Annotated in this window: 20 protein-coding genes; 11 read left to right on the forward strand and 9 right to left on the reverse strand. The window is 60.8% G+C overall.

Going from position 1 to position 16,275, the window contains the following annotated elements; genetic code table 11:
• Positions 1-8: 8 nt before the first annotated feature.
• The 9 genes from nifE to rsxG all read right to left on the reverse strand — a co-directional run bounded on the left by nifE (position 9) and on the right by rsxG (position 7,430).
• Positions 9-1,409 carry a nitrogenase iron-molybdenum cofactor biosynthesis protein NifE gene (gene nifE, locus HYN24_RS07865; protein ID WP_117608733.1) on the reverse strand — a complete coding sequence of 467 codons (1,401 nt, stop codon included), beginning with the start codon at positions 1,407-1,409 and terminating at the stop codon, positions 9-11.
• Positions 1,410-1,534: 125 nt separating this feature from the next.
• Positions 1,535-1,807, reverse strand: a complete 273-nt coding sequence (locus tag HYN24_RS07870; RefSeq protein WP_117608734.1) for an RnfH family protein — start codon at positions 1,805-1,807, stop codon at positions 1,535-1,537.
• 15 nt (positions 1,808-1,822) lie between these two features.
• Entirely contained in the window at positions 1,823-2,896 is a 1,074-nt protein-coding gene (locus tag HYN24_RS07875) for an RnfABCDGE type electron transport complex subunit D (RefSeq protein WP_117608735.1), read from the reverse strand.
• Positions 2,893-4,401 carry an electron transport complex subunit RsxC gene (rsxC, locus tag HYN24_RS07880; RefSeq protein ID WP_117608736.1) on the reverse strand — a complete coding sequence of 503 codons (1,509 nt, stop codon included), beginning with the start codon at positions 4,399-4,401 and terminating at the stop codon, positions 2,893-2,895. Before rsxC ends, HYN24_RS07875 begins: the two co-directional genes overlap by 4 nt.
• Positions 4,402-4,411: 10 nt before the next feature.
• Positions 4,412-4,945 (reverse strand): RnfABCDGE type electron transport complex subunit B, encoded by a 534-nt coding sequence (locus HYN24_RS07885; RefSeq protein ID WP_117608737.1) that lies wholly within the window; start codon positions 4,943-4,945, stop codon positions 4,412-4,414.
• A gap of 34 nt (positions 4,946-4,979) precedes the next feature.
• A complete protein-coding gene (rsxA, locus tag HYN24_RS07890; RefSeq protein ID WP_117608738.1) occupies positions 4,980-5,561 on the reverse strand; it encodes an electron transport complex subunit RsxA in 582 nt (193 codons plus the stop codon).
• A 9-nt stretch (positions 5,562-5,570) separates the two neighbouring features.
• Complete coding sequence (locus HYN24_RS07895) at positions 5,571-6,107, reverse strand: SoxR reducing system RseC family protein (RefSeq protein ID WP_117608739.1); 537 nt, start codon at positions 6,105-6,107, stop codon at positions 5,571-5,573.
• 2 nt (positions 6,108-6,109) lie between these two features.
• Complete coding sequence (locus HYN24_RS07900; protein WP_117608740.1) at positions 6,110-6,784, reverse strand: electron transport complex subunit E; 675 nt, start codon at positions 6,782-6,784, stop codon at positions 6,110-6,112.
• Position 6,785: 1 nt separating this feature from the next.
• Entirely contained in the window at positions 6,786-7,430 is a 645-nt protein-coding gene (gene rsxG / locus HYN24_RS07905; protein WP_117608741.1) for an electron transport complex subunit RsxG, read from the reverse strand.
• Between the two features lie 315 nt (positions 7,431-7,745).
• On the opposite strand from rsxG, the gene nifL reads away from it, so the two are divergent.
• The 11 genes from nifL to HYN24_RS07955 all read left to right on the forward strand — a co-directional run bounded on the left by nifL (position 7,746) and on the right by HYN24_RS07955 (position 16,251).
• On the forward strand, positions 7,746-9,278 hold the full coding sequence (gene nifL, locus HYN24_RS07910; RefSeq protein ID WP_117608742.1) for a nitrogen fixation negative regulator NifL: 1,533 nt from the start codon (positions 7,746-7,748) through the stop codon (positions 9,276-9,278).
• A 14-nt stretch (positions 9,279-9,292) separates the two neighbouring features.
• Positions 9,293-10,909 (forward strand): nif-specific transcriptional activator NifA, encoded by a 1,617-nt coding sequence (gene nifA, locus HYN24_RS07915; protein ID WP_117608743.1) that lies wholly within the window; start codon positions 9,293-9,295, stop codon positions 10,907-10,909.
• A 154-nt stretch (positions 10,910-11,063) separates the two neighbouring features.
• Positions 11,064-11,801, forward strand: a complete 738-nt coding sequence (gene rquA / locus HYN24_RS07920; RefSeq protein WP_117608744.1) for a rhodoquinone biosynthesis methyltransferase RquA — start codon at positions 11,064-11,066, stop codon at positions 11,799-11,801.
• A 68-nt stretch (positions 11,802-11,869) separates the two neighbouring features.
• Positions 11,870-12,046, forward strand: a complete 177-nt coding sequence (locus tag HYN24_RS15870; RefSeq protein ID WP_162888660.1) for a hypothetical protein — start codon at positions 11,870-11,872, stop codon at positions 12,044-12,046.
• 123 nt (positions 12,047-12,169) lie between these two features.
• On the forward strand, positions 12,170-12,499 hold the full coding sequence (locus HYN24_RS07925) for a ferredoxin (RefSeq protein ID WP_117608745.1): 330 nt from the start codon (positions 12,170-12,172) through the stop codon (positions 12,497-12,499).
• A 4-nt stretch (positions 12,500-12,503) separates the two neighbouring features.
• Positions 12,504-12,773 (forward strand): nitrogen fixation protein NifZ, encoded by a 270-nt coding sequence (locus HYN24_RS07930; RefSeq protein WP_117608746.1) that lies wholly within the window; start codon positions 12,504-12,506, stop codon positions 12,771-12,773.
• A 9-nt stretch (positions 12,774-12,782) separates the two neighbouring features.
• Entirely contained in the window at positions 12,783-13,316 is a 534-nt protein-coding gene (locus HYN24_RS07935; RefSeq protein WP_117608747.1) for a flavodoxin, read from the forward strand.
• Positions 13,313-13,618 carry a hypothetical protein gene (locus HYN24_RS07940; RefSeq protein ID WP_117608748.1) on the forward strand — a complete coding sequence of 102 codons (306 nt, stop codon included), beginning with the start codon at positions 13,313-13,315 and terminating at the stop codon, positions 13,616-13,618. Before HYN24_RS07935 ends, HYN24_RS07940 begins: the two co-directional genes overlap by 4 nt.
• 17 nt (positions 13,619-13,635) lie before the next feature.
• Positions 13,636-14,382: a molybdate ABC transporter substrate-binding protein gene (gene modA / locus HYN24_RS07945; protein WP_117608749.1), complete on the forward strand. Its 747-nt coding sequence runs from the start codon at positions 13,636-13,638 to the stop codon at positions 14,380-14,382.
• On the forward strand, positions 14,379-14,771 hold the full coding sequence (locus tag HYN24_RS07950) for a hypothetical protein (protein WP_117608750.1): 393 nt from the start codon (positions 14,379-14,381) through the stop codon (positions 14,769-14,771). The genes modA and HYN24_RS07950 overlap by 4 nt, the downstream gene beginning before the upstream one ends.
• A gap of 187 nt (positions 14,772-14,958) precedes the next feature.
• Complete coding sequence (locus HYN24_RS07955; protein ID WP_240327637.1) at positions 14,959-16,251, forward strand: hemolysin family protein; 1,293 nt, start codon at positions 14,959-14,961, stop codon at positions 16,249-16,251.
• The last annotated feature ends 24 nt before the right edge of the window (positions 16,252-16,275 follow it).

The raw sequence follows: 16,275 nt of genomic DNA on the forward strand, positions 1-16,275 counted from the left end.
ATTTTTCCTTACGCCGCCAGCACGGTGCCCGGCCCGCTCTGCTTCGCCCACGGCGCAGGTTTGCGGACAGCAGCCCACACCGGACTTTCCATGGAGAGGGCCAACTGGCGGGCCAGTTCGACCATGCCGTCATAGCCGGCATAGCCGAATTCACGCTCCTGATTGATATCGAGGAAGGGAATCCGCGCCTTGAGCGCCGTGTAGAGATTTCGGCCGCCGGCGATCAGGATATCGGCCCGGTACTCGTGATACGTCGACAGCAGCGCTTTCGGGCTGCCATCGTCGATCATCTTGGTGTCCTCGCCCATCAGTTCGCGGATGCGCGCCTTGTCTTCCTCGGTTGATTTTTTGGTGCCGGTGGCCACCACCTTCATGCCCAGATCCTGCAAGGCTGAAACAATCGACCACGATTTGACGCCGCCGGTATAGAGCAGGACACGCTTGTCCTTGAGGCGGGCACGCCAGGGTTCAAGCGCGGCATGGGCCTTGGCTTCTTCACGGGCGATGACTGCCTCGGTCCGCGCCGTCAGGTCGGGGTCGCCGATCAGCCGGGCGAAATCGCGCAGGGCGTTGGAGACATCCTGGACACCGTAGAAACTCCCCTCGAAGAAGGGCTGGCCGTAGGTATCCTGCATCTTGCGCGCCACGTTGAGCAAGGCCTTGGCACACACCACCATATTCACCCTGGCCCGGTGCATGGTCTGCACCTCATGGAAGCGTGAGTCGCCGGACAGGGTGCAGAGTATGCGCAGACCAAGCTCGTCGAAGAGCGGTGCGACATGCCAGAACTCACCGGCGATGTTGTATTCGCCGATCAGGTTCACATCGTAAGTCGGCAGTCCATCGGCGCGCTGTTTGGCCGGTTCCGGCTCGGCCGTGCCGATGACGTATTTGAACATCGCCTCGCCGGCCAGCCGGTTACCGAGATTCTTGGTCCCGTAAAAACCGGCCGCATCGACCGGCACCGTCGGTACGCCCCAGCGTTCGGTCGCCGCCTTGCAGACGGCCCCAACATCATCGCCAATCAGCGCGGTGACGCAGGTGTTGTAGATAAAGACGGCTTTGGGCGCATAGCTGTCGATGGCCTGCTTGATGGCATGAAACAGCCGCTTCTCGCCCCGCCCCATAACCACATCGGTTTCCGACAGGTCGGTCGTCATGCCGATCTTGTACAGCGTCACGCCGGAAGAACGCGTCCCCCGGTTGTCCCAGGACGACCCGGCACAGGCAATCGGCCCGTGCACAATGTGGGCAACATCGGCTATCGGCAGCAAGGCAATCTGCGCGCCGTCAAAGGAACATCCACCAGCCGTCGCCCCCGGTTTGGGTTTGGCGCAACCGGACTTTTCCTTCGTATTATGGCTACAGGCGGGCTCATCGAGCAGGGCCTGGATTTCGCTGGCTTTCATGCTGTTCTCCACAGGTCTTAACCCTAACCAGCAAGATGGATGCCACCCCTAACCAACTGTTTTAACGCCATTATTTTATTTTTTACTTTGTCACAAAGGCGACAATCCCGACACCCGCATCGCTTTCAATCGTCTTCATTCATGTCCCGACGCGGCACGGTTTCCGGGTCGGCGATGATGCCGCGATAAATCTCGATGCGGTCGCCCGGCTTGAGACCGGCATCGAGCTTGACCAGGCGGCCGTAAACGCCGACCTTCTGGGCGCTCAGGTCGATGTGCGGGAACTGCTTGAGGATGCCGGAGCGCTCAATGGCCTGGTGGACCGATGACTCGTCGGGCACTTCGATATTGAGCCAGATCTGCTGACCCGGCTCGGAATAGGCAACACCGATCTGCATGGCGTCTTATCTCCTTCAGTTGCTCGTCGGCAAAGGTTTACCCTTGCGGTCACGGCCATAAATACGCGGTTTGAAATAGGTGTCGATGATCGGCGTCATCGAGTTCATGAGCAGCACCGCGAAGGCCACGCCTTCGGGATAGCCGGCCCAGGTCCGGATGATGTAGGTGAAGACGCCGCAGCCGAAGCCGAAGATCAACTGGCCGCGCGGCGCATTGGGCGAAGTCACATAGTCGGTGGCGATGAAGAAGGAACCGAGCAACGCACCGCCAGATAGCAGATGCGTGCCCATATCGAGATAACGCGCCGGATCGACGGCGTGCAGGATGGCGGCCGGAATGGCGATGCCGGCCAGCATGGCGAGCGGGATATGCCAGGTGATCAGGCGCAGGCCAATCATCGCCACACCACCGGCAGCGATCAGCCAGGCTGCGGTTTCACCAAGGCTGCCGGGGCGGTAGCCGAGCGCCGAGACGGCGGGCGCATGCAGGCCAGACTCGAGCAGGTCGATGCCCCGCGACAGTTCGGTCTTGGCATAACCGAGCATGGTCGCACTGGTCACCGCGTCGAAGGCCGGCGGCACGCCGCGCAGCACGATAAGCAGGCCTTCCAGTGGCCCTGGCGCGCCCAGGGTGAACATCGGCAGCGGCGTCACCCAGGCCGTCATCTGGACCGGGAAGGAAATCAGCACGGCCACCCGGGCGACCATGGCCGGATTGAACAGGTTCTGCCCCAACCCACCGAATGCCTGCTTGCCCAGCATGGTGGCGAACAGACCGGCAAACACGGCGATCCACCAGGGTGCCCAGGGCGGCAGGGAAACAGCCAGTAGCCAGCCGGTCAGCACGGCAGAGCCGTCCATCAGCACAGGCCTGGCCGGGCGATTTTGCAGGCGCAGGGAAAATGCCTCGCCGAGCATGGCGGCACCGACGGTAAATAGCCACACATAGACCGACGGCCAGCCATATAGCCAGAAACCGTAAAGTGTGGCTGGGGCCAGCGCCAGCATGACCAGCTCCATGATGCGGGCCGGACTGTTGGTCGTCGTCGTGTGCGGTGCGGCAACGGGAGTAACGAACGTTTGGCTCATGCGGAAGCTCCCTCGGTTTTTTCAGCGACTGGACTGGCTGAGGCAGCCGCCAGCTTGGCCGCCTCGCGCTCGGCCTTGCGTTTGGCTGCGGCTTCCGCCTTTTCACGGTTCTCGCGTTCGACCCGCGCCGTCTTGGCTTCAGCTAGGCGCTTCGTCGCATCGGTACGCAATTTGGTCCGTTCGGCCGCCGTCAGTTCACCCTTGGCGTGGCTAAAGTACTGAACGAGCGGAATGTGCGACGGACAGACATAGGCGCAGCAGCCGCAGGAAATGCAGTCACCCAGCGCGTAGGCTTCAGCCCCCTCAAGATCACCGACCTTGATACGGGCGGCCATTTCGAGCGGCAGCAGGCCCATCGGACAGGCCTTGGTGCAATTGCCGCAGCGAATGCACGGTCCGGCATCCGGGACGAAGGCTTCGGCGGCGTCGAAGGCGAGGATGCCGGAAGCCCCCTTGACGATGGGAATGCGGTCATGGAGAAGCGGCGTGCCCATCATCGGCCCGCCGAGAATCAGGCGCGACGGCGCTTCCTTGAGGCCGACAAAGGCCAGCAGTTCGCCGATCATCGTACCGAGCGGCGCATAAACATTACCCGGCGTGACGATGGCCCCACCATTGAGCGTGACGATGCGCTCGACCAGTGGCTGGGCCAGACGAATGGCCTTGTGCACCGCGGCGCAGGTCGACACGTTATGGACCAGCACCCCGACTTCGGCGGCACGGGCATCGGAAGGAACCTCCTTGCCGGTCAGTGTCTGGATCAACTGCTTGTCTGACCCCATCGGGTAGCGAGCCGGAACCGGGCGGATTTTCACTTCCGGATAGGCAGCCGCCGCGACACGCATGGCGGCAATGGCTTCCGGCTTGTTGTCCTCAATTCCGACCAGCGCCTCGCTGGCACCAATCGAATGCATGATCAGGCGCGCCCCATCGACCACCATCTCGGGGAAGTCGCGCATGATGCGGTCGTCACTCGACAGATAAGGCTCGCACTCGCCGCCATTGACGATCAAGGTCGACACTTTCAGGCGCTTGCCCAGGGCGAATTTGACGGCCGACGGGAAGGTCGCCCCACCCAGGCCGACCACCCCGGCCAGAGCAGCGCGCCGGGCGATTTCCTCGGGCGCGGCAGCAAACGGATCAGCCAGCGGCTCAGCCTCAAGCCAGCGATTCTGACCGTCCGAATCGATGGTGATTGCCTTGAACGGCAGGCCCGACGGATGCGGCGCGGTGACTTCGCCGACGGCGCTGATCGTCCCGGAAACCGGGGCGTGGATGGGCGCCGAGATATTGCCCTGCGCCTCGGCGATCAGCTCACCCTTGCGCACTTTCTGGCCGACCAGGACGACCGGCCGGGCAGCCCCGCCAACGTGCTGATGCAATGGCATGAAGACCCGTTCAGGCGAAGGAAACAGGCGCAGCGGCACATCCGCCGCCGGACGCTTGTGATCCTCCGGATGGACGCCCCAACTGGGCGACTTCAGAAAGCGGTCAAGAAATCCCATCGTTGTATCCTCAGCTATGGGCGGACGCCGGCTTCGGCCAGGTCCAGTGTTGCAGCGTGACGGGAATCGGCATCATGCCGAGCGCTTCGGTCGGGCAGACATCAACGCAGGATGAGCAGCCGGTGCAGGCTTCGCGGATGACGTTATGGATCTGCTTGGCAGCACCGATGATGGCATCAGTCGGGCAGACCTTCATGCAGCGGCAGCAGCCGATGCAGATTTCCTCGGTGACCTCGGCGATCTGCGGGCCGCTGTCGGAGACTTGAGACAGATCGACCTTGATCCCCAGCTTGGCGGCGAGCGCTTCGGCCGTCGCTTTGCCCCCCGGCGGACACAGGGTCACCGGGGCTTCCCCCTTGGCCAGCGCCACCGCCGCCTGGGCGCAACCGACGTAGCCGCACTGCCCGCACTGAGAACCGGGCAGCATGGCCTGCAGTTCGGCCTCGATCGGGTTCTCCTCGACGGCCAGATAGCGTGATGCAACCCCGAGCACGCTGCCGAGGGTCAGGCCCATCGCGGCAAGACTTCCTACTGACATCAACATGCTGACTCTCCTTCCGGCGTGTTTTTTTGCATGATTAGCCCGTCGCTATCCCCGAAAAACCCATGAATGCCATGGCCAGCATGCCGGCCACGATGAAGGCAATCGGGGGCCCGGCGAACAGTCGGGGCACGTGGGCCAGCACGAGACGCTCACGCAGGCCGGCGAAAATGATCATGACCAGGCTGTAACCAACCGACGAGGCAAAGGCGAACATGGTCGAACTCAGAAAGCCCATCTTGCCTTCGACCAGCAGTAGCGCCACACCCAGTACGGCACAGTTGGTGGTGATCAGGGGCAGGTAAATGCCGAGCATCTGGAACAGGCTGGGCGACACCTTCTTGATGGTCATTTCGGTAAATTGGACGGCGCTGGCGATGACCAGAATGAAGGTCACGGTACGCAGGAAGCCAAGCCCGTAGGCATCGAGCAGATAGGTCTGGACGGCCCAGTCAGCCATTGACGAGACGGTAATCACGAAGGTGGTGGCCAACCCCATGCCGGCCGCCGTATCGACCCTCGTCGTCACCCCCATGAAGGAGCACAGACCAAGGAAGCGGGCGAGGATCACGTTGTTCACCAGAGCCGCGCCAATCATCATCAGGGCAAATTCTTTCATCGCTTTTTCCTAAACAGTGCCGCAGGTTTCGTCAGGTCGCGCCCGCCGCAGGAAATGCGGGGCCAGATCGCCTTTCGCCGCCAGACGACGCGCCTTGAAGCGCCCCACGAGCAGGCCGAGCGCCAGGCCGCCAGCCATGCTGAACAGGGTGGTCAGATCATCACCAAGCAGTGACTGGGCGACCGAGGCGGCAGTCAGGGCAAAGAGCAAGGGAACGCCGTAGGCGGTCATGGCGGCGTTGAGCAAGGCGCTTTCGCTGATACCGACGACAAGCCTGTCACCCTCACGAAAGCCCAACGCCCCATCCGGGTTATCAAGATAGAAGCGGCGTGCCTGCAGGCGACTGGTCACCGTGCCGATACCCACCTCCTCGCGCGAACTGACGCCGCAACTGGCACTTGACGCACAGTGGCCGCAACTGGTCGTCTGCTCCGGTTCCAGCCAGGCCAGATCGCCATCGACGCGGACGACGCGGGCGATCCCTTCAACCGAGCGCACGGCGGCGGTTGAATCAGTTGGCGAGGGTTTCAGGTGAATGGTGGGCATGATCAAACGGCGTGGGCGCCGGCCATCTGGATTTCCTTGCCGGCGCGCAGGTCGAGCAGGCGCTTGCCGACGACGAGAAGGCCGGTGACGATGAAACCACCGGGGGGCAGAATCATCATCAGGACGCCCATGTCAGCCGGCAGCAGGCGCAATTCAATCGCCTTGAAGCTCGGCCCGAGGAGCAGTGAGGCATCGGCAAACAGAGTGCCGGAGCCAATGATTTCGCGCACCGCGCCAATCACCGTCAAGGCGATGGTGAAGCCGAGGCCCATGAACAGGCCATCGAGAAACGCCGGGAACGGCGGCTGCTTGGCGGCAAAGGCTTCAAGCCGGGCAAGCGGCAGGCAGTTCGACACAATCAGCGGAATGAACAGGCCGAGCACCTTGTACAACTCGTGCATCCAGGCATTCATGCCGAGGTCGACCACCGTTACCATCGCCGCCACGATGAGGATATAGACGGGAATCCGCACCTCCGTCGTGATCCGGTTGCGGAAGACGGCAACCAGATAACTCGAGGCCGCCATCACCACGGCGGTGGCGAGTCCCATGCCGAAGCCGTTGGTGGCGCTGGTCGTCATCGCCATCGACGGACACATGCCGAGGAGCATGCTGAAGACGCCATTGTTGTCCCACAGGCCATCCTTCATGATTGTCTTGTAGTTGCCGTTTGCCATGTCAGTCGCCCTTCGTCAAAACTGCCTGGTTCTCTGCGAAAAATTCCAGCCCGCTGCGAATTGCCTTGAGCACGGCACGGGGCGTGATGGTGGCACCCGCGAACTGATCGAAATCACCGCCATCCTTCTTCACCTTCCAGCGCTCCAGCGGCGGGTTGCCCAGCGACAGGCCGGTGAAGCGCTCGATCCACGGCCCTTTCTTGGCTTCGATCTTGTCGCCCAGACCCGGTGTTTCCTTGTGGGCCAGGACGCGCACGCCGAGCAATTTGCCGTCAGCAGCGATGCCCATCATCAATTTCATTTCACCGGCATAGCCGCTGCCAAAAATTTCGTAGGCCACCCCGGTCACCTGCCCGTTCTTGCGGGCGCGAAAGACAATCAGCTCCTTGCCTTCGGCATTGACCATGTTCAAGGTATCGGTCACCGGGTTGTTGTCGTGCAACTCATCCGGCAGCACCTGGCTCAGCGAGTTCTGTTTGTCCTCGATGGCCCGCGCCCCGATGTCGTCAAAGGTGATCGCATCAGTGACCGCCAGCAACAAGCCGAAACCCAGACAGAACAGGCCGAGGATCAGGCCGTGCCTGAACATTCTGGCTTGGCTGGCAGCAGCAACAGTTGAATCGGGCGCGGTTTGAGAAGTGGTCATGGTCTGCTGGCGGATTGGTTTGATACCGGTTTAGCAGCTTCCATGCCAATCGCAGCCAGCACCCTGATGCACCATAAAAGACCGATATTCCCGGCCCTTTTGCCCTTATGCCTCGAAAAATAGCCCGCGTTCCTCGCGACAGACCCCTGGCGCACAAATCCGGTGCCTTTTTCACCCCGCCGAATGTCGCAAACGCAACATTAAATTCGTCGCATTTGCTCCGAATCCTTGCTACAAGCGACGCGCAGGCCAATTGCTGCACCGCGGCATGAATCGTGCTATCACCACTAAAACGATTGTCAGAGGAGCTCGTTCATGTCGGCTACACCGCTTGCCAAAGCACGCGCCAAGAAAGCGCAGGAGACCGCACTGCCCCCGGAGGCTTATCGACAGGCAGTCGACCAGGCCGACCTGGCGATTTCGATCACCGACACCAAGGCCAACATCCTGTTTGCCAACGAGGCTTTTACCCGAGTTACCGGCTATGGCAAGGACGAGATTGTCGGCAAGAACGAGGCCGAACTGTCCAATCACACCACACCACCCGAGCTATACAAGACCATGTGGACTGAACTTTCAGCCCAGAAACCATGGACCGGGAAACTGCTCAACAAGCGCAAGGATGGCAGTCTTTATCTGGCCGAACTGGATATTTCACCGGTCATCGACCGCAGCGGCAAGACCACCCATTTTGTCGGCATGCATCGTGACATTACCGAGATGCATCGCCTCGAACGCCTGGTCCGCAACCAGAAACATCTGATCGAATCGGTGGTCGATGCCGCGCCGATGGCGTTCGCCCTGCTCGATCCGACCGGCCGGGTGGTTCTCGACAACCAGGAATACAAGAAACTGGTCACCGACCTGCGGCTCAAGGAGCCTGCCCACACCGTCCTCGACAACCTGTTGCCGACCTGGCGTGAAATCCTCGCCGAGCACCCTCAGGATTGCCTGCTCAACCAGCGCGAGGCCCGTATTGACCGGGCGGCTGGCCGGCCGCGCTGGCTGTCGGTCACTTCCTCGATCATCGACATGCACAGCGATTGCGCCGACAGCTATTTCTGCGCCGCCGGACAGCCCGGCCTGCTCGTCGTCATGACCGACATCACCAATCTGCGCGACGAGCAGGAACGGGCCCGCGCCTCGGCATTACAGGCGGTGCTGGCCGAGGAGGAGCGTACGGCAGCGATTCGCGAAGGTCTGTCGGCGGCGATCTTCCGCCTCGAAGAGCCGATGAACGTCATGCTGTCAGCCATTTCCGTCCTCCAGCGCCGCGACCCGGCCAGTGCGGCGATGCTCCAGGAAGCACTGAGCGGCAGCCGCGAGCATCTCGAAACATTGCGCCAGGTGATCCCGCAAAGTCCGCAGGAGATCATCGTCAGCGTCAACATCAATGAAATCCTGCGCGATGTGCTCGAAGTCAGCACTCCTCGCCTGCTCTCCGCCGGCATCGTCGTCGACTGGCAACCGGCATCGACCCTGCCGCCCCTGCTCGGCCGTCCGCTGCAACTGCGCATGCTGTTCAAGGCCCTGGTGGACAACGCTATCGAGGCGATGAACATCAAGGGCTGGAAGCGCCGCGAACTGTCGCTGACCAGTGCCCTGAAAGACGACTGCATCGTCATCGCCGTACTCGATAGTGGCCCCGGCATCCCGCACGAATGGCGACACAAGGCCTTCGAGCCGTTCTTCACGGTCAAGGGCGGCTGTGGCAAACATATTGGTACCGGCCTCTCGCGCGTCCAGCAGGTGGTGGCCGACCATGGCGGCATCATCGATCTCGACGAAAGCCCGGGCGGTGGTTGTGCCGCCATTGTCGAATTCCGCGTCGACGGCGACCCGATCTGAGAATAACGAACAGCATGCACGAACACACCATTCACCCCCTTAACGACGAGTGCCTGCCGGCAGGCGGATTCTGCCGAACGCACGAGTTGAACATCCAGCTACTGGCGGCACTCTATGCCGTCAGCCGGGTGCTCAGCCGTTCGCTCGACTTCAATGAAACCCTGCGCGATGTCCTGCGCGTCCTGCACGACGAGGCTGGTCTGTCCCGTGGCCTGATCAGTGTGCTCGACCCGGACAGCGGCAAACTCAACATCCACACCATCTACACCCCGGAAGGCCCGATTCTCGACGACAACCAGTACGGTCCGGGCGAAGGCATCATCGGGCTGGTGCTGGAAAGACCACGCACCATCAAGCTGGCACATGGCAGCGACGAACCTCATTTCCTCAACCGCAACGGGGTCTATCAGGCTGACCTGCCCTTCATTGCCGTGCCGATCAAGGTCGGCGGCGACCTCAAGGGCGTTCTCGCCGTCCAGCCGGAAGCCCCTGAGGATGGCCTGCTCGATGAGCGTGCCCAGTTTGTCGAAATGGTCGCCAACCTGATCGGCCAGAGCCTCAACCTGGCCATGTCAATCGCTCAGGAAAAATCATCCCTGCTCGAAGAGCGCGACCTCTTGCGCCGCACCGTCCGCCACCAGTTCGGCTTTGACAGCATGGTCGGCCGTTCGGCGGTGATGCGTCGGGTTTTCGATCAGGCACGCATGGTCGCCAAATGGAACACCACCGTGCTGATCCGCGGCGAAACCGGGACCGGCAAGGAACTGATCGCCAATGCCATCCATTACAACTCGCCACGCGCCCGCAACGCGCTGGTCAAACTCAATTGCGCCGCGTTGCCGGAAAACCTCCTCGAATCCGAACTATTCGGCCATGAGCGCGGCGCCTTCACCGGCGCTGTCGAATCGCGCAAGGGCCGCTTCGAGCAGGCGCACGGGGGCACGCTCTTCCTCGATGAAATCGGCGAAGTGTCGCCCGCCTTCCAGGCCAAGATGCTGCGCATCCTGCAGGAAGGGGAATTCGAGCGGGTCGGCGGCAGCAAGACCATCAAGGTCGATGTCCGCATCATCGCAGCGACCCATCGCGACCTCGAAACCGCTGTCGAAATGGGCGATTTCCGCGAAGACCTTTTCTACCGGCTCAACGTCATGCCGCTCTTCCTGCCGCCGCTGCGCGAACGTATCGAGGACATCCCGGAAATAGCCCGCCACCTGCTGACCAAGATTGGCAACGATCAGAAGCGCCGGCTCAAGCTGACCGACATGGCCAATCGCCGGCTGGCCAGCCACGAATGGCCGGGCAATGTACGCGAACTGGAAAACTGCCTGGAACGTGCGGCGGTACTTTCCGAAGACGGCAATATCGACGTCGATCTGATCCGCTTCCCGAGTGCCCGCGAACGCAGCAGCCCGCGCCCCTTGCGCACCGTGTCACCGATGGCCAGCCCAAGCGCCGGCGGGGGATCCGAGATCGATATCGACGATCCCAACCTGTCGGAAAAGGAGCGCGTCATTGCCGCCCTGGAGCATGCCGGCTGGGTGCAGGCCAAGGCTGCCCGCATTCTCGGCATGACACCTCGCCAGATTGCCTACCGTATCCAGACACTGAATATCGAGGTCAAGCAATTCTAGTGTGGTGCGGCACACTGGCATCCGCTACCAAAATGCGCTTCAGGGTCGCATTCCTTGTCGCAGAGGTGTAAGTTTGATGGATTGAACCGACCCGACCGCAGTACGCTGAACGGCAACCTCGACCACAGGCCCCATGGCGTGCGAAAGATGATCCATGAAACAATCCGCTGAACGTATCGCGCCGCCCTTTCCTCTTGGCAGCTCGGCGCACTTTGCCGGCCATCCGGAACTACCCGACTACCTCGAAAAGAACTACTGGTGGGCCTACCTGCATCCGGCCGCCGTGCGCTTCTTTGATCGCCCGTGGATGGTTAATCTGATTCTCTGGGGCAACTTCAAGCGGCTGCGCGACCTCGCCCTGGCTGAACTGGACACCCCGATTGACCAGAATGTTCTCCAGATTGCCTGCGTCTACGGCGATTTCACGCCGCGCCTGCTCACCGCCCTCGCTCCCGGCGGCACACTTGATGTCGTCGACGTGGCCCCCATCCAGATCGACAACCTGCGCGCCAAGTTGCAGCCCGACGCGCCGGTTCGCCTGCACCGCCAGGATGCCAGTTGCCTGCATTTTCCCGATGAATCGTTCGAGGCCGTGGTGCTCTTTTTCCTTCTCCACGAGCAGCCCGAGGCGGTGCGCCGCGCCACACTGGCGGAAGCCCTGCGGGTCACCAGACCGGGCGGTCGCGTGATCATTGTCGACTATCACCAACCTCGCCGCCGCAACCCGCTGCGCTACGTGATGGCGCCGATTCTCAAACATCTGGAGCCATTCGCCATGGATCTCTGGCACAACGAGATCGGCAGCTACCTGCCAGCCAGCCGACCCCTTTCATCCTTGACCAAGGAAACCTGCTTTGGCAGTCTCTATCAAAAGGTCGTGATAAGCCGCTAGGCCGGGATATTGGCCGCCCCGGAGCGAGTTGACGGCCTTACCTTGGGCACCGGGCAACAGATGGCTGGATGGATCGGATTGACTGGGAAACACGCCTGGAAATGTGGACTCAGGTGGTATTGACCATCGGTTGCGGGACACGCGCCATCGCTAGAATGGCTGTCGGGGTGAGCCGTCTAACGCATCTGGCGCTTCGCGACGAGCCGGGGTCTCAGGCCGAAGGCAGCTGGCGGCTCGGTGGTTGAACCCTCCGCACCCCCGAACTTGTCGCAAACACGACAATACAAGACATCCCAAGTCATTGATTTAACTGGCTTGAACGCTGGCACTCCCCTTGCAATAGCAAAGCTATCTACAAGGAGAGCCCGATGCCTAAACCGAAAAAACACGTCCTCGTCTGTGTACAGGGCCGCCCCGCCGGACACCCCCGCGGCTCCTGCCAGGAAAAAGCCTGCGGCCAGACCTGGCAGGCCTTTTCGGATGAGTTCACCGCCCGCAACCTGTGGGCCTCGGGCTTCCAGCTGACCAATACCGGCTGCCTCGGCCCCTGCCACCTTGGCCCGAGTGTGCTGGTGTACCCGGAAGGCATCATGTACACCGGCGTCAAGCCGGAAGACGTCGGCGCCATCATCGATGAGCACCTGCTGTTCGATCAACCGGTGGCCCGCCTGCTGGCACCTGCCGATGTCTGGGCCTGACATCATGGAAAAAATTCAATACCAGATCGGCGACATGGTCTTCGCCACCGAAGATATCTTCAACGATGGCGGCATGCCCGGCATCGACGACGAGGACGGCCTGATCGTCCCAACCGGCATGCGCGGCGTGGTGATCCATTTTGGTGTGGCTGAGCTCGACGAAACACGGGAAATTTACCTGGTTCAGTTCGAAAACGGTCCGGACGGCAGCCTGGGAGCCCCGGTTGGCTGCCTGCCGGAAGAGCTGACGCAGGAAGAATCCGTCATCGCCTGAGGAACAGTCATGGCTAAAATCGGAATCTTCTTCGGCACAGATACCGGACGCACCCGGCTGATCGCCAAGCAGATCGCCAAAAAACTCGGCGACGCTGCCGATCCACCGGTCAATATCGGGCGGACGACGCTCTCCGGCTTTCTTGCCTACGATGCGCTGATCCTCGGCAGCCCGACGCTCGGTGATGGCGAATTGCCCGGACAGTCGGTCGGCCTCAGTCAGCCCAGCTGGGAGGAGTTCCTGCCGCAATTGGCAGAGTCCGATCTGTCCGGCAAGGTCATCGCCATTTTTGGTCTTGGCGACCAGAAGAAATATCCGGATGAATTCGTCGATGCCATCGGCCTCATCCACGATGCGCTGGTCAGTCGCGGCGCCCGTGTGGTCGGCCGCTGGCCAATAGCCGGTTATGAATTCGCCGGCTCGCAGGCGGTCGATGGCGACGAATTTCTCGGCCTGCCCATCGACCAGATCAACCAGCCGGTCCTCACCGAAGCGCGCATCGACGGCTGGCTGGCACAAATCGAAGCGGAGCTAATGCCATGAACGCCAACCCCTGGGCAGCCCCTAAATCCCGCGAAATCCGCCGCGTCCTCGTGTCGCTCGACGAACGTATCGCCAAGGCCTGCGATATCGAGCCCGATGCCGGCCAGGACCCGCACATCGTCACCCTGCGCCACGCCGAAATCGCCACCCTGCGCGCTCATGTATACCTCCATGGTCAGCGCACCGGCACCTACGGCATCTTTTACGAATTCCCTCACCCGGTGCCAGGTATCCTGGAAAGCGAAGAAAACCTCCCCCTACCGCAGGTGCTGGCCAGCCTGGCTTTGCACTTTGATGCCTGAATGGTATACCTCAGCCCATGCGCCAGCCCCGACTCTTCCCCCTACTGCTCTCGCTCCTCGCCCTGCCGGCCTGGGCTGACGAAGTTCAGGTCGCCGTTGCGGCCAATTTCACGGCCCCGATGCAGCAGATCGCCGCCCAGTTTGAAAAAGACACTGGTCACAAGGCAACGCTGGCCTTCGGTGCCACCGGAAAGTTCTACGCCCAGATTGCCAACGGCGCACCCTTCGACATTTTTCTGTCAGCTGACGACGAAACCCCGGCCAGACTGGAAAAAGAAGGACAGGCCGTGGCTGGCAGCCGCTTCACTTACGCCATCGGTCGCCTCGCGCTGTGGTCGGCACAAACGGATAAGGTTGATGACAAGGGCGAAGTGCTCAAGAGGGCGGATATTGCCCACCTCGCGCTGGCCAATCCGAAAACAGCCCCCTACGGCGCCGCTGCCATCGAAGTCATGCAGAAAAAAGGCCTGCTGTTGGCACTCCAGCCAAAATTCGTCCTGGGTGAAAATATCTCCCAGGCGTACCAGTTTGTCGCCAGCGGCAATGCTGAAATCGGCTTCGTCGCACTCTCGCAAATCTGGAAAGATGGCAAACTGACCGGCGGCTCGGCCTGGATCGTACCGGCCAGCCTGCATGAACCGATCCGGCAGGACGCCATCCGGCTCAATCAAGGCCGTGACAAGCCAGCAGCTAGTGCCCTGCTCACCTATCTGAAGAGCGAAAAAGCCAGGGTGATTATCAGATCATACGGTTACGACCTGTGAAGATCGCCATCGCCACCCAAGGGTTCACTACCGTCAGCAGCCACGCCGGACAGACGCGCCAGTGGCTCCTCTACAATCTGTCCGAGCACCGTGCCAACCAATTACTGCCAGCGCCGACACGGATTGACCTCGACAATAACCAGGTACTGCACGTTTTCGCGGACGATGCCCCGCACCCGCTCGATGGCGTCGACCTCGTCGTCGCTGCCAGCGCCGGCGACGGCTTCATCCGGCACATGAAAAAGCGCGGCACCGAGGTTCTGCTCACCGGCGAAAGCGACCCCATCCTCGCCATCACCAAAATCCTGGCCGGCGAAGCCCTGCCCGCCCCCCACTTCGACATCACCCTGGCGCTATGCAAAGTGCGCGACCTGTTATCGCGACACTAGGCCGGGAACCATGACAGCTTGAGCAACAAGGGTTGAATGGCGGCTGGGTGCCATTCACAGTCAGCAGTGACAAAGCCAACGCCATGGCGCTAATCCAAGCCAAAGCGGCCTTTCGGTTTACCATACCCCCATCAAGTTTAAAGAAAGGTGCAGGGCACCGTGTGTCCGCTATATGGGCAGTAGTTTAATGTTGGTCATAGTCGCTCTTGTACTAGTTGTCCTGAACGGCTTTTTTGTTGCCGCAGAATTCGGTCTTGTAAAACTCCGACAAAGTCGAGTGAAGGCCATTGCAAAGACATACGGCTGGCGCGGCCGCATTCTGGCCAAGGTTCATCAGGACCTTGAAGCCTACCTCTCTGCCTGTCAGCTTGGAATTACGCTTGCATCACTTGGTTTGGGCTGGGTAGGCGAACCGGCGTTCGCAGATTTGCTGCGCCCCTTCCTCACTGCGATAGGTGTCGCAGGAGAGGAATTGGTTCACGGCATTGCCTTTGCCATTGCCTTCTTCATTATTTCCTACCTGCACATCGTCGTCGGTGAACTTGCACCGAAATCCATGGCCATCCGCATTACCGAGAAAGTTGGACTTTGGACGGCGCCCGGACTCTATGCCTTTTACTGGGCTATGTATCCAGCAATCTGGGTGCTGAACCACAGCGCCAACTGGGTTCTGCGCAAGGTCAATCTGGATGTTCATACCGGCCACGACAGCCACTACTCGGCCGAGGAGTTAAAGGTCATTCTCCGCTCATCAAGGGCAGACGCTGACTTCACTGGGGATGAGTGGAGAGTCTTGGCACAGGCGCTCGATTTCCGAGACCTGGAGGTAGCCGATTTAATGCGGCCATTCAATGAAGCCGTTCCGCTATCGGAAATGGATGACATTGAGACAAGTCTGGAGAGGATTGTTCAGCATCGCTTCAGCCGCTATCCATACCTGGCAGAAGACGGTCACGCCAAAGGTGTTGTCCATCTGAAAGACATTTTCATCGCGCTGCGAAAGAACCCTGAACTCGATACGCTTGAGAATTTGGTTCGGCCGGTTGTCGTTGTCACACCGAGTCTTTCTGCCACAGAGCTTTTCCGCCGATTTCGTCTGGGCGCACCACATTTCGCCGTGGTTGCGTACAACGATGGTCAGCCGATTGGCTTCATCACGCTAGATAACTTGCTTGGGGCTTTGGTTGGTGAGATTCGTGACGAGTTTCGCCAGTCACATAATGAGTGGTCAAAGCTGGATGATGGCTCGCTAATTGGAAAGGGTAGTCTGCCTATCTTCACTTTGGAACGTGCATTAGGCATTGATATTGATGAGGCCGGAGTGGACTCGGTGGGAGGACTGATCTTGCAGCAGCTAGGCGATCTACCCGAAGAGGGGCAACGCATATCGTTTCCGCAGTTCGACGCAGTGGTAAAGAAAATGACTGGCCCACGGATTGTACTGGTGCGAATTATTCCAAAGACTGAGATGGCTCTTTAGCTCTCTGGATGTCCGCAACCTGAG

Source organism: Dechloromonas sp. HYN0024, from assembly GCF_003441615.1.
GTDB lineage: Bacteria > Pseudomonadota > Gammaproteobacteria > Burkholderiales > Rhodocyclaceae > Azonexus.